Consider the following 13,478-nt stretch of genomic DNA (forward strand, 5'->3'; position numbering starts at 1 on the left):
GTGGGGGCGTGGGCACCGGTGCGCCGGGGGGCGGGAAGCCGTATCCGGCTTGGGCGTTGGGACCAGCCGGGTGCGGAGCGGATGTGTCGTCGCCCTGGGGGTGGCCAACCGCGGGCGCCGGGGCCGGTGCTGCCGGGGGCGGGAATCCGTAGCCGGAGGGGCCCGCTGCAGGGGCTGGGGTGCCTGGAGTCGGGATGCTCGGCTCGGCTTGGGCGTTGGGGCCCGCCGGATGGGGTGCGGGCACTCCCGGTGCCGGGAAGCCGTAGCTGCCCTGGGGGTGCGGGGCGGCGGCTGGAGCGCCGGGTGCCGGAGCACCTGGAGTCGGGATGCGGGGCTCGCCCTGAGCACTCGGGCCCGCCGCGTTCGAGGCGGGCACTCCCGGTTGGGGCAGGTGGTAGCCGCCGTGGGGGCTGGGAGGCGTGGGTGCGGGCGCCGGTGCGCCGGGGGGCGGGAAGCCGTATCCGGCTTGGGCGTTGGGACCAGCCGGGTTAGGGGTGGGCGCTCCGGGCGGCGGGAAGCCGTATCCGTCCTGGGGATTTGGCGTGCGGGCCGGAGTGCTGGGCTCGCCCTGGGCGCTCGGGCCCGCCGGGTTCGAGGCGGGCGCTCCCGGCGGCGGGAAGCCGTAACCATCCTGGGCGTTCGGGGCCGGAGGCCGGCCGCCAGGGGGCGGGAAGCCGTACCCCGCCTGTGGGGTCGCGGGAGCCGGAGCCGGCGGGGGAGCGTTCCAAGCGGCGGGCGCGGGCTGCGGGGCCTGCGGCTGGAAAGGGGGCTGCGACGACGGTACGGGCGGCTGCAGGCCCGGCACGCCGGGAGGCCCGCCCGGTGCCGGGGCTGCCTGGGGCTGAACGGGCGCGGCTTCCGGCGGTGTCGGCGACTGAGGGTGTGGCTGAGCGGGCCACTGTCCCGCCGGGACGGGAGCGGCCGGCTGGAACGACGGTGGCAGCGGCGGCAGGCCGCCCTGAGACGTGGACGTGGGAGCCCACGAGGGCGGCACGGTCCCGGGCGCGCCCGCCGGCAGCGGGGGCAGGTTGAGCGGCGCGCTGGGTACCGAGTCCCGCGCGGGCACGGTCGGCGCGGAGTCCCGTACGTCATCGTCCGCGTCCGCGACCGGGAGCGCGTTCTGCGACTCGGCGGCGGCCCCGGGCTCCGCTTCCTCGGCCCCTGCGGGTCCGGCGTCCACCGGCTCGGCGGCCACAGGACCCTCGGCCTCCACGGCGACCGGCGTCGCGTCGACGACCTCGGCCTCCTGGATGTCGGCCTCCGCGTCCGTGGGCTCGATGGCCCCCGGCGGTACCGAAGCCTCGGCGGCGTCCTGACCCTGGGGTTCGGCCTCCCGGGGTGAGGGAACGGCGCCGCTCACCTCTACGCCGTCCGCACCTTCGCCGCCCTTGTCGTCGGATTCCGCGGCGTCGGCAACGACCTCGGCCTCTGCGACGGGGGCGACCATGTCATCCGCGGACTCCGGCACGCCTACCGCGGCGAGGACAGCCTCGACCTCGGCGGCCGCTCCGGCGGAGTCCTCAGGCATGACCACCGGCTTCTGCGGAGCCTCGGCGGCTGCGCGCTCCGCTGAATCGCGCTGCGCGGCGGCCGGGAAGATCCGCATCGTCGAGCCGCTCTCCAGGTCACCGTCCCCCACCACGTCGGCCGGCGGAACCGAAGGGGTCCACTGGGCCTGGAATCCGCCCACGGGAAAGCTGGGGACAGCCGTAGGACTCGCGGGACCAGAAGCAGAGACAGGCGCGGTACCGGCGACGGAACCGTCCGCACCCGCACCCGCACCCGAAGGAGCGTCCGCAGCCGCGTCCGCATCTACCTCGGTACTGGCGGCATCGGTATCCGCGTCGTCAACCGACCCCGCCTCCGACTCGGCCTCCGACTCAGCCTCCGCTTCCGCTTCGGCACTCGTCTCGTCCCCCGACGCCCCCGACCCCCCCGACGCGTTCTGCGTGTACCAGGCAGGCGTCGCGTAATCGATGGTGAACTCGCCCGTCATCTCGCTGGCGGACTCCGCGTCGGACTGGTCATCGCCGGGTGTGGCCCAGCCCCCGCGGATCCCGTCCGGATCGCTGTTCACAATTCCTCCTGGTGTGGTCGAGCACCCTCGTGCCGTGCTGGGCGACCATTTCTCGTCTGTGTTCGTCTCGTCCGAAGCCGGCTTTCCGGTGGGTTGTGTCCACGTCGTCCGGTGTCGGGCGGTGGAGGTCGTCCGATCTGCCCGGATCTCCCCCCGGTACTCCGACCCAGCCTAATCACCACGACCCCCGCCCCGGCAGGCCCGTCCACCCCTCACTGACCGTCCATTACGTCACAGCCTGACCGGAAGAGATCCCGTCCGTACGCGAACCGCCCTCGCCGGCAAGAGAGTTGACAGGCCCGGTGCGACATCTGCCCCACAGGCTCCCCAACCCCACATGCATAGTAGGCGGCCCCTCTGACAACGCATTTCGCTGAAAAGCGCAACAAAAAAAGAGGGGTGGGGCCGGTGCACCGCACCGGCCCCACCCCTCGAACCCTCACCTGGGACGGTGACGGACTACTCCACGTCCCCACCCGAATCAGTGCCCGCGCCCGGACCCGACCCCGAAGGCGCGGCCTCGGCCGCCGCGAGCCCGCCGTTGAGCTCCGTCGGCTCCAGATCGAACTCCCCGTCGCGCGCCCCGAGCACGAACGCCGTCCACTCGGCCTCGGTGTAACGGAGGACGGTGTCGTGGTCGAGCGAGGACCGCATGGCCACCGCACCCTCGGGCAGATAGGCGATCTCCACCCGCTCCTCGTGCTCCTCCGTGCCGGGGGCGCTGTGCCACTCGACGCCCGAGATGTCGAGGGAGTAGAGCTCGTCCCGCTCCCGCTCCTTGCGCGCCTTGACGTCCTCGTCCTGCGAGCCCTGTGCGTCCTGCGCGCCCTGTGCCTCCGCCATGGCGAAGCGACCCCTTCCCGACGTACGTAATACGACATACGACAACTACGGTCTGTGCTCTCACCCTAGTGGGCTAGCGCCGGCCGGCCGGGCTGTTTGCACACCGCGGTGAAGACGGCCACTGCCTGCTGGTATCCTGGGCGACGGCCGTTTGTGTACGCACCCCTGGAGTCAGACTCCGGAGGCCGCGCGCAGCGGATTCCCGCCTCCCGAGTAACGGAAGCTCCCCTGAGATGTGGACCAGGGGCACTCGGTGGCTCCAAGAAGACTTTACGAGGAGTACACGTGTCGCTCGACGCCGCAGTGAAGAAGCAGCTCATCACCGAGTTCGGTACCAAGGAGGGCGACACCGGTTCCCCCGAGGTTCAGGTCGCGATGCTCTCGCGCCGTATCTCGGACCTGACCGAGCACCTCAAGACGCACAAGCACGACCACCACTCCCGTCGTGGTCTGCTGATCCTCGTCGGTCAGCGTCGCCGCCTTCTCCAGTACCTGGCCAAGAAGGACATCCAGCGCTTCCGTGCGCTGGTCGACCGCCTCGGCATCCGCCGCGGTGCGGCGGGCGCCAAGTAACACGCCGTGGAGGGAGCGGTTCCCACTTTTAGGGGGCCGCTCCCTTTGCTGTACGTGCGGAGTGTCGCCACCTCTTTGTAGTGTGGTAGCGCAACGCAAAACGCAGGACGTACACGTAGGACACAAACGAGGAGAAGTGCACCTCGCCGCCGCCGGTCCTCGGTAGTGGCCCCCGGGAACCGACTCCCGGGTGCTTCGATCGAAGACCGGCCCGCAACCAGAAGGCGCGCTTCTCCGACCCCACGTCCCTCTGCCACACGGGCAGGACGGGACAAAAGACGAAAAAGTATCGGAGAAAACGCTAGTGGAGAACGAGACCCACTACGCCGAGGCCGTCATTGACAACGGTTCCTTCGGCACCCGCACCATCCGCTTCGAGACGGGCCGTCTGGCCCGCCAGGCCGCCGGCTCCGCCGTGGCCTACCTGGACGACGACACCATGGTGCTGTCGGCCACCACCGCCTCCAAGAACCCCAAGGACCAGCTCGACTTCTTCCCCCTCACGGTGGATGTCGAGGAGCGCCAGTACGCGGCCGGGAAGATCCCCGGTTCCTTCTTCCGTCGCGAGGGCCGGCCCTCTGAGGACGCGATCCTCACCTGCCGCCTGATCGACCGCCCGCTGCGCCCGTCCTTCAAGAAGGGCCTGCGCAACGAGATCCAGGTCGTCGCCACGATCATGGCGCTCAACCCCGACCACCTGTACGACGTCGTGGCGATCAACGCCGCCTCCGCGTCGACGCAGCTGGCCGGTCTGCCCTTCTCCGGCCCGATCGGCGGCGTCCGCGTCGCGCTGATCAACGGCCAGTGGGTCGCGTTCCCGACGCACACCGAGCTCGAGGACGCCGTCTTCGACATGGTCGTCGCCGGTCGCGTCCTCGAGGACGGCGACGTCGCGATCATGATGGTCGAGGCCGAGGCCACCGAGAAGACGATCACGCTGATCGCGGGCGGTGCCGAGGCGCCGACCGAGGAGGTCGTCGCCGCCGGTCTGGACGCCGCGAAGCCCTTCATCAAGGTCCTCTGCAAGGCCCAGGCCGACCTCGCCGCCAAGGCCGCCAAGCCCACCGGCGAGTTCCCGGTCTTCCTCGACTACCAGGACGACGTCTTCGAGGCGCTCACCGCCGCCGTCAAGGACGAGCTCTCCCAGGCGCTCACCATCGCGGGCAAGCAGGACCGCGAGGCCGAGCTGGACCGCGTCAAGGGTCTCGCCGCCGAGAAGCTGCTCCCGCAGTTCGAGGGCCGCGAGAAGGAGATCTCCGCCGCGTACCGCTCGCTGACCAAGGCTCTGGTCCGTGAGCGCGTCATCAAGGACAAGGTCCGCATCGACGGCCGTGGCGTCACGGACATCCGTACGCTCGCCGCCGAGGTCGAGGCCATCCCGCGCGTGCACGGCTCGGCGCTGTTCGAGCGTGGCGAGACCCAGATCCTGGGCGTCACCACCCTCAACATGCTCCGTATGGAGCAGCAGCTCGACACCCTCTCCCCGGTGACGCGCAAGCGCTACATGCACAACTACAACTTCCCGCCGTACTCCGTCGGTGAGACCGGCCGCGTCGGCTCCCCGAAGCGCCGCGAGATCGGCCACGGCGCGCTCGCCGAGCGCGCGATCGTGCCGGTCCTGCCGACGCGCGAGGAGTTCCCCTACGCGATCCGTCAGGTGTCCGAGGCCCTCGGCTCCAACGGCTCGACGTCCATGGGCTCGGTCTGCGCCTCCACCATGTCGCTGCTGAACGCCGGTGTGCCGCTGAAGGCCCCCGTCGCCGGTATCGCCATGGGCCTGATCTCCCAGGAGATCAAGGGCGAGACGCACTACGTCGCCCTCACCGACATCCTCGGTGCGGAGGACGCCTTCGGTGACATGGACTTCAAGGTCGCCGGCACCAAGGAGTTCGTGACCGCTCTCCAGCTCGACACCAAGCTGGACGGCATTCCCGCCTCCGTCCTGGCCGCCGCTCTCAAGCAGGCCCGTGACGCCCGCCTCCACATCCTCGACGTGATGATGGAAGCGATCGACACGCCGGACGAGATGTCCCCCAACGCCCCGCGGATCATCACCGTCAAGATCCCCGTGGACAAGATCGGCGAGGTCATCGGCCCCAAGGGCAAGATGATCAACCAGATCCAGGAGGACACCGGCGCCGAGATCACGATCGAGGACGACGGCACCATCTACATCGGTGCCCAGGTCGGCTCGCAGGCCGAGGCCGCCCGCGCCACGATCAACTCGATCGCCAACCCGACCATGCCGGAGGTCGGCGAGCGGTACCTGGGTACGGTCGTGAAGACGACCACCTTCGGCGCGTTCGTGTCGCTGCTCCCGGGCAAGGACGGACTGCTGCACATCTCGCAGATCCGCAAGCTCGCCGGCGGCAAGCGCGTGGAGAACGTCGAGGACGTGGTCGCGGTGGGCTCCAAGGTCCAGGTCGAGATCGCCGAGATCGACTCCCGCGGCAAGCTGTCCCTCATCCCGGTCATCGAGGGCGAAGACGGGGACGACAAGAAGGACGACACCGACCAGTGACGTCGAGCAGCTCCACGGCTACGGCCCGCACCTCTTCGGAGGCGCGGGCCGTAGCCCGTACCCAAACCCTGATCAAGGGCACGAACGGCATCGGCACGGTCCGTAAGACCACCCTCCCGGGCGGCCTGCGCATCGTCACCGAAACCCTGCCGTCGGTCCGCTCCGCGACCTTCGGCATCTGGGCCCATGTCGGCTCCCGTGACGAGACGCCGACTCTGAACGGCGCCACGCACTACCTCGAGCACCTGCTCTTCAAGGGCACCAAGCGCAGGTCGGCGCTGGACATCTCCTCCGCGATCGACGCGGTCGGCGGCGAGATGAACGCGTTCACGGCGAAGGAGTACACGTGCTACTACGCGCGCGTGCTCGACACCGACCTGCCCCTCGCCATCGACGTCGTCTGTGACATGCTCACGGGCTCCCTGATCCTCGAAGAGGACGTCAACGTCGAGCGCGGCGCCATCCTCGAAGAGATCGCGATGACGGAGGACGACCCGGGCGACTGCGTGCACGACCTGTTCGCGCACACCATGCTCGGCGACACCCCCCTCGGCCGCCCGGTCCTCGGCACGGTCGACACGGTCAACGCCCTCACCGCGGACCGCATACGCCGCTTCTACAAGAAGCACTACGACCCGACGCACCTCGTCGTCGCGGCGGCCGGCAACATCGACCACAACAGGGTCGTACGCCAGGTCCGCGCGGCCTTCGAGAAGGCGGGCGCCCTCAAGCAGCTCGACGCCACCCCCATCGCCCCGCGCGACGGCCGCCGCAGCGTCCGTACGACCGGTCGCGTCGAACTGCTCGGCCGCAAGACGGAACAGGCCCATGTCGTCCTCGGCATGCCGGGCCTGGCCCGCACGGACGAGCGCCGCTGGGCACTGGGCGTACTCAACACGGCCCTCGGCGGCGGCATGTCGTCCCGTCTCTTCCAGGAGGTCCGGGAGAAGCGCGGACTGGCGTACAGCGTGTACTCCTACACGTCCGGGTTCGCGGACTGCGGCCTCTTCGGCGTGTACGCGGGCTGCCGGCCCTCGCAGGTCCACGACGTCCTGAAGATCTGCCGCGACGAACTCGACCACGTCGCCGAGCACGGGCTCTCCGACGAGGAGATCGGCCGCGCCATCGGCCAGCTGCGCGGCTCGACGGTTCTCGGCCTGGAGGACACGGGCGCGCTGATGAACCGTATCGGCAAGAGCGAACTGTGCTGGGGCGACCAGATGTCCGTCGACGACATGCTGGCCCGGATCGCCGAGGTCACCCCTGACGCGGTCCGTGAGGTCGCCCGCGACGTCCTGGGGCAGCGCCCGTCGCTGGCAGTCATCGGCCCGGTCAAGGACAAACAGGCAGCGCGCCTGCACGAAGCGGTCGCCTGACAGCCGTATCCGCTATCCGCTCCACACCCGCATCCGTCCGGTAAGGAAGCAAGAACATGAGCAAGCTGCGCGTGGCGGTCCTCGGTGCCAACGGCCGTATCGGTGCCGAGGCGGTACGGGCGGTCGAGGCCGCCGAGGACATGGAACTGGTCGCCGCCCTCGGCCGGGGCGACAAGCTGGAGACGCTCGCCGACAACGGCGCCCAGGTCGCGGTCGAACTGACCACCCCGGCCTCGGTGATGGGCAACCTCGACTTCTGCGTACGCCACGGCATCCACGCGGTCGTCGGGACCACCGGCTGGACCGACGAACGCCTCGCGCAGCTCACCGGCTGGCTGGACCAGTTCCCGGAGACGGGTGTGCTCATCGCGCCCAACTTCTCCATCGGGGCCGTACTGACCATGAAGTTCGCGCAGATCGCGGCGCCCTACTTCGAGTCGGTCGAGGTCATCGAGCTGCACCACCCGAACAAGGTGGACGCGCCCAGCGGCACGGCGACACGGACGGCGCAGCTCATCGCCGAGGCCCGTGCCAAGGCGGGCTCGGCTCCGGCACCGGACGCCACGGTGACGGCGCTGGACGGCGCCCGGGGCGCGGACGTCGACGGGGTTCCCGTGCACTCCGTACGTCTGCGCGGCCTCCTGGCCCACCAGGAGGTCCTGCTGGGCGGCGAGGGCGAGACACTGACCGTCCGCCACGACTCGCTCCACCACAGCAGCTTCATGCCGGGCATCCTGCTCGGCGCGCGCCGCGTCGTGGACACCCCGGGCCTCACTTTCGGCCTGGAACACTTCCTCGACCTCGGCTGAGAGACGTACCTCATGCGCGCGAAGCTCTCCTACGCCCTCACGGCCGTCGTCCTGGTCTTCTACTTCGTCCTGGTCGGCAGCCGCGGGGTCATGCTCATCCAGACCGGCACGCTGCTGACCGTCACCTTCGGCGTGGCGGTCCTGATCCTGCCCGGGATCGGCGTGTGGTTCCTCTGGAAGAACACCCAGTTCGTCCGCGACGCCAACCGCCTCGCCGCCGAACTCGACGCCGAGGGCGGTCTGCCCGCCGACGAGCTGAGGCGTACCCCTAGCGGCCGGGTCGACCGTGACTCGGCCGACGAGGTCTTCGCCAGACGCAAGGCCGAGACGGAATCGGCCCCCGACGACTGGCGCAACTGGTTCCGCCTCGCCGTCGCCTACCACGACGCCCGCGACACACCACGCGCCCGCAAGGCGATGCAGCGCGCGATCGCCCTGCACGCCGGCAAGTCCCCGGCCCAGGCGGCCTGAAACCCCCGCTCCCGGCGGTCGCGGTCGCCTAACCCCGCCCGAACTCCGCTGCCCACGCCTCGACGCTGTCCGCCGCCCGGTCGAACGCCTCCATACGGCCCAGGAAGTCGGCGTTGTGCGTGGTCAGCAGCGGTGCCAGCTCGTCCGCGGCCCGGTCCCGCCGTACGAGGACCAGCGCCTGCCCCTGAACGGTGCGCGGCAGCCCCAGCCAGCGCACCGGCCGCTGCAACGTCCGTACGACGACGACCTTCTCCCAGCGCGTCGTCCGCGTACCGAGGAACCCCACCCGGCGCAGCCCGCGCGCACTCACCCACACGCCGGTGCGCAGCAGCCGCAGCGCCACGGTGATGACGGCCAGCGCGCCGCCGAGACACATCGCGCCGCCGGACAACTCGCCGGTGGCCGCGATGATGACCGCCGCGACCAGCACGTACGAGGCGAGCAGCAGCAGAAGCGCCGCCGCGCCCACCCGCCACGGGCCGGGCCGGTAGGGGCGCCGCCAGCGGTCGCGGTCGTCGAACGGCAGGGCGGGACCGGCCGCGGCTTCACGGGAGGCGCGGTCGGCCGTATTGAAGGGCAGGGGCACGGCTGGTCCTCACTCAACTCCATGCGCGGGCTGTGCCCGGTGAGGTTATACAGCCGGCTGCCCAGTCACCAGCCTCGGGAGTCTGTGCGTCGTAGAGTGGCGTCGCAAAGTGACGAGATGGGAAGGACCCTCCAGACCGTGAGCCCCACCCCCGACGACGAGTTCAAGATCGACCTGCGCAGCGAGGTGACCGTCGAGCTGGTCAAACACAGCGCGGCCGACTCCGACGTGCTGTTCGCCGCCCGTGTGTCGACCGTCGGGGACCAGTCCCTGGACGAGTTGGGCAAGGACCCGGAGCGCTCGACGGGGCTGATCAACTACCTCATGCGAGACCGGCACGGCAGCCCGTTCGAGCACAACTCCATGACGTTCTTCATCAGCGCCCCGATCTTCGTCTTCCGCGAGTTCATGCGACACCGCGTGGGATGGTCGTACAACGAGGAATCCGGTCGGTACAGGGAGCTGCAGCCCGTGTTCTACGTGCCGGACACCTCGCGCAAGCTCGTGCAGAAGGGCCGGCCGGGCAAGTACGTGTTCGTCGAGGGCACCCCTGAGCAGCACGACCTCGTCGGGCACGCCATGGAGGACTCGTACCGCCAGGCATACCGCACCTACCAGCAGATGCTCGCGCAGGGCGTCGCCCGCGAGGTCGCCCGCGCGGTCCTCCCGGTCGGCCTGTACTCGTCGATGTACGCCACCTGCAACGCACGCTCCCTGATGCACTTCCTCGGCCTGCGCACCCAGCACGAGCTGGCGAAGGTGCCGTCGTTCCCCCAGCGGGAGATCGAGATGGTCGGCGAGAAGATGGAGCTGGAGTGGGCCAGGCTCATGCCGCTGACCCACGCGGCCTTCAACGCGAACGGCAGGGTGGCGCCGTAGGGCCTGTCGTCCCCAGGCAGGCGCACGCGCGTTTCGCCACCGGGTACAGATGTACGGATCAGCCTCGCGAAGTGTCCGTATTGCGGTATTTCGAGAGGTTCATCTAGCCTGATCAAACGGACCCGGCACTGCTTGAACCCCCGAGCAGGCAGTGCCGGGTTCCCTCTTTGTCATGACTTTCCCTGCACCCCTAGGGCAGACCGCGCCCTGAGCACCGAGTAGCGTGGTACCCATGGCTCCGACCTCCACTCCGCAGACCCCCTTCGGGCGGGTCCTCACCGCCATGGTCACGCCGTTCACGGCGGACGGCGCGCTCGACCTCGACGGCGCACAGCGGCTCGCCACCCACCTGGTGGACGCAGGCAATGACGGCCTGGTCGTCAACGGCACCACCGGTGAGTCGCCGACCACCAGCGACGCGGAGAAATCGGATCTCGTACGAGCCGTACTGGAGGCAGTCGGCGACCGGGCCCACATCATCGCCGGGGTCGGCACGAACGACACCCACCACAGCATCGAGCTGGCCCGCGCGGCGGAGAAGACCGGCGCGCACGGCCTCCTGACGGTGACGCCGTACTACAACAAGCCCCCGCAGGAGGGCCTGTACCGGCACTTCGCGGCCATCGCCGACGCCACCGAACTCCCGGTCATGCTGTACGACATCCCCGGCCGCAGCGGCGTCCCGATCAGCACCGAGACGATCGTCCGGCTCGCTGAGCACCCCCGGATCGTCGCGAACAAGGACGCCAAGGGCGACCTCGGCCGGGCCAGCTGGGCCATCGCCCGCTCAGGCCTCGCCTGGTACTCCGGCGACGACATGCTGAACCTGCCGCTGCTCTCCGTGGGCGCGGTCGGCTTCGTCTCGGTCGTCGGCCATGTTGTCACGCCTGAACTGCGCACCCTCGTCGAGGCGTATGTCTCCGGAGAGGTCCAGAAGGCCACCGAGATCCACCAGAAGCTGCTCCCGGTCTTCACGGGCATGTTCCGTACCCAGGGCGTCATGACCACCAAGGCCGCGCTCACCCTCCAGGGTCTGCCCGCCGGACCGCTGCGCGCTCCCATGGTCGAGCTGTCGGCCGACGAGATTGCCCAGCTCAAGATCGATCTTGCTGCCGGCGGGGTACAGCTCTGACATCAGACTTCACAACTGAATACGCGGGACGTACGTGTCCGCAGTCCACATCCAACAACTGCTTTTGCACGAACGTCATGCGCGCCACGTGCCTATGCCGGTACGTGGCGCGTGTGGTGAGGAGAGTCTTTTGAGTCATCCGCATCCTGAACTCGGCGCTCCGCCGAAGCTCCCGAAGGGCGGCCTGCGGGTCACCCCGCTGGGCGGCCTCGGCGAGATCGGCCGCAACATGACCGTCTTCGAGTACGACGGTCGCCTACTGATCGTCGACTGCGGCGTGCTCTTCCCCGAGGAGGAGCAGCCCGGAATCGACTTGATCCTGCCCGACTTCACGTCCATCAGGGACCGCCTCGGCGACATCGAGGGCATCGTCCTCACGCACGGCCACGAGGACCACATCGGTGCCGTCCCGTATCTCCTCCGGGAGAAGCCGGACATCCCGCTGATCGGCTCCAAGCTGACCCTCGCGTTCATCGAGGCGAAGCTCCAGGAGCACCGCATCCGCCCCTACACCCTCGAGGTGACGGAGGGGAACCGGGAGCGCATCGGTCCGTTCGACTGCGAGTTCGTCGCCGTCAACCACTCCATCCCCGATGCCCTGGCCGTGGCCATCCGCACCCCCGCGGGCATGGTGGTCCACACGGGCGACTTCAAGATGGACCAGCTCCCCCTGGACGGCCGTCTCACCGACCTGCACGCGTTCGCGCGGCTGAGCGAAGAGGGCATCGACCTTCTCCTCTCCGACTCGACGAACGCCGAGGTTCCGGGCTTCGTCGCACCCGAGCGCGACATCTCCAATGTGCTGCGCCAGGTCTTCGCGGGTGCCAGCAAGCGGATCATCGTGGCCAGCTTCGCCAGCCATATCCACCGCATCCAGCAGATCCTGGACGCGGCGCACGAATACGGCCGCAGGGTCGCCTTCGTCGGGCGTTCGATGGTCCGCAACATGGGCATCGCCCGAGATCTGGGCTATCTGAAGGTCCCGCCGGGCCTGGTGGTGGACGTCAAGACCCTCGACGACCTTCCGGACCACCAGATCGTGCTGGTCTGCACGGGCTCGCAGGGCGAACCGATGGCGGCGCTGTCCCGCATGGCGAACAGGGACCACCAGATCCGCATCGTCCAGGGCGACACGGTGATCCTGGCCTCGTCCCTCATCCCCGGCAACGAGAACGCGGTGTACCGCGTGATCAACGGTCTGACCCGCTGGGGAGCCCACGTCGTCCACAAGGGCAACGCCAAGGTGCACGTCTCCGGCCATGCCTCGGCCGGCGAGCTCCTGTACTTCTACAACATCTGCAAGCCACGCAACCTGATGCCGGTCCACGGTGAATGGCGTCACCTGCGGGCCAACGCCGAGCTGGGCGCGATGACCGGCGTCCCGCACGACCGGATCGTCATCGCCGAGGACGGCGTGGTCGTCGACCTCATCGAGGGCAAAGCGAAGATCTCCGGCAAGGTCCAGGCCGGGTACGTATACGTCGACGGACTCTCGGTCGGCGATGTCGGCGAACCCGCCCTGAAGGACCGCAGGATCCTCGGAGACGAGGGCATCATCTCGGTCTTCGTGGTGATGGACTCGTCCACGGGCAAGATCACGGGCGGTCCGCACATCCAGGCCCGGGGCTCGGGCATCGAGGACTCCGCCTTCACCGACGTCGTCCCGAGGATCACCGAAGTGCTGGAGCGCTCGGCACAGGACGGGGTGGTGGAGCCCCACCAGATGCAGCAACTCATCCGCCGCACGCTGGGCAAATGGGTGTCGGACACCTACCGCCGTCGCCCGATGATCCTCCCGGTCGTCGTGGAGGTCTGACGGCCCCGGAGGACGCCTCCACGGCCCCTTCGAACGCGTGAACCCGGAGCGGGGCTCCTCGATTTGCATCGAGGAGCCCCGCTCCAGTACGTTTACGGCTCCGCCAGCGAGGGAACCCGGTTCAACTGTGTGCCAGGGACCAACCCGAGCGGGGCGGAAATTCCGACTCAGAACTTCTGATAAAGTCGGAGTCGCCGGAAAGGGAAACGCGAAAGCGAAAACCTGGAAAGCACCGAGGAAATCGGATCGCGAAACGGTCTGATAGAGTCGGAAACGCAAGACAGCAAGACAAGAGCAAGACAGAAGAAAAGCAAGACCGAAGGGAAACTGCCCGGAGGAAAGCCTGAGAGTCTCTCGGGTGAGTACAAAGGAAGCGTCCGTTCCTTGAGAACTCA

Annotated in this window: 11 protein-coding genes; 8 read left to right on the top strand and 3 right to left on the bottom strand. The window is 69.1% G+C overall.

Annotation, left to right across the window (positions count from 1 at the left end; all coding sequences use genetic code 11):
• Both ADL01_RS44640 and ADL01_RS11570 read right to left on the bottom strand, forming a co-directional pair.
• Positions 1-2,077 (bottom strand): SCO5717 family growth-regulating ATPase (locus ADL01_RS44640; RefSeq protein ID WP_267889914.1); only part of this gene is annotated, 2,077 nt, incomplete at its 3' end.
• A 459-nt stretch (positions 2,078-2,536) separates the two neighbouring features.
• A complete protein-coding gene (locus tag ADL01_RS11570) occupies positions 2,537-2,920 on the bottom strand; it encodes a DUF397 domain-containing protein (RefSeq protein WP_053741861.1) in 384 nt (127 codons plus the stop codon).
• Between the two features lie 285 nt (positions 2,921-3,205).
• Between ADL01_RS11570 and rpsO the strand changes: the two genes are divergently transcribed.
• From rpsO to ADL01_RS11595, 5 genes are all read left to right on the top strand, one after another.
• Positions 3,206-3,493, top strand: coding sequence for a 30S ribosomal protein S15 (gene rpsO, locus ADL01_RS11575; protein ID WP_006381404.1), 288 nt, complete (start codon positions 3,206-3,208; stop codon positions 3,491-3,493).
• A 304-nt stretch (positions 3,494-3,797) separates the two neighbouring features.
• The gene (locus ADL01_RS11580; protein WP_053741862.1) at positions 3,798-6,014 is read left to right on the top strand and encodes a polyribonucleotide nucleotidyltransferase; all 2,217 of its coding nucleotides are present in this window, start codon (positions 3,798-3,800) and stop codon (positions 6,012-6,014) included.
• Positions 6,011-7,390: a M16 family metallopeptidase gene (locus tag ADL01_RS11585; RefSeq protein WP_053741863.1), complete on the top strand. Its 1,380-nt coding sequence runs from the start codon at positions 6,011-6,013 to the stop codon at positions 7,388-7,390. The genes ADL01_RS11580 and ADL01_RS11585 overlap by 4 nt, the downstream gene beginning before the upstream one ends.
• A 56-nt stretch (positions 7,391-7,446) precedes the next feature.
• Positions 7,447-8,199 (top strand): 4-hydroxy-tetrahydrodipicolinate reductase, encoded by a 753-nt coding sequence (gene dapB, locus ADL01_RS11590; RefSeq protein ID WP_053741864.1) that lies wholly within the window; start codon positions 7,447-7,449, stop codon positions 8,197-8,199.
• 12 nt (positions 8,200-8,211) lie between these two features.
• Complete coding sequence (locus ADL01_RS11595; protein WP_053741865.1) at positions 8,212-8,670, top strand: hypothetical protein; 459 nt, start codon at positions 8,212-8,214, stop codon at positions 8,668-8,670.
• Positions 8,671-8,698: 28 nt separating this feature from the next.
• Here ADL01_RS11595 and ADL01_RS11600 read toward each other — a convergent pair whose 3' ends face one another.
• The gene (locus ADL01_RS11600; RefSeq protein ID WP_053741866.1) at positions 8,699-9,256 is read right to left on the bottom strand and encodes a hypothetical protein; all 558 of its coding nucleotides are present in this window, start codon (positions 9,254-9,256) and stop codon (positions 8,699-8,701) included.
• A gap of 138 nt (positions 9,257-9,394) precedes the next feature.
• Here ADL01_RS11600 and thyX point away from each other — a divergent pair, with 138 nt between their 5' ends.
• The 3 genes from thyX (at position 9,395) to ADL01_RS11615 (ending at position 13,083) form a co-directional block, all read left to right on the top strand.
• A complete protein-coding gene (gene thyX, locus ADL01_RS11605; RefSeq protein ID WP_053741867.1) occupies positions 9,395-10,135 on the top strand; it encodes an FAD-dependent thymidylate synthase in 741 nt (246 codons plus the stop codon).
• Positions 10,136-10,367: 232 nt separating this feature from the next.
• Positions 10,368-11,267: a 4-hydroxy-tetrahydrodipicolinate synthase gene (dapA, locus tag ADL01_RS11610; protein WP_053741868.1), complete on the top strand. Its 900-nt coding sequence runs from the start codon at positions 10,368-10,370 to the stop codon at positions 11,265-11,267.
• A gap of 130 nt (positions 11,268-11,397) precedes the next feature.
• Positions 11,398-13,083 (top strand): ribonuclease J, encoded by a 1,686-nt coding sequence (locus ADL01_RS11615; protein ID WP_053741869.1) that lies wholly within the window; start codon positions 11,398-11,400, stop codon positions 13,081-13,083.
• Positions 13,084-13,478 lie beyond the last annotated feature (395 nt).

Source organism: Streptomyces sp. NRRL WC-3618, from assembly GCF_001280005.1.
Classification (GTDB): domain Bacteria; phylum Actinomycetota; class Actinomycetes; order Streptomycetales; family Streptomycetaceae; genus Streptomyces.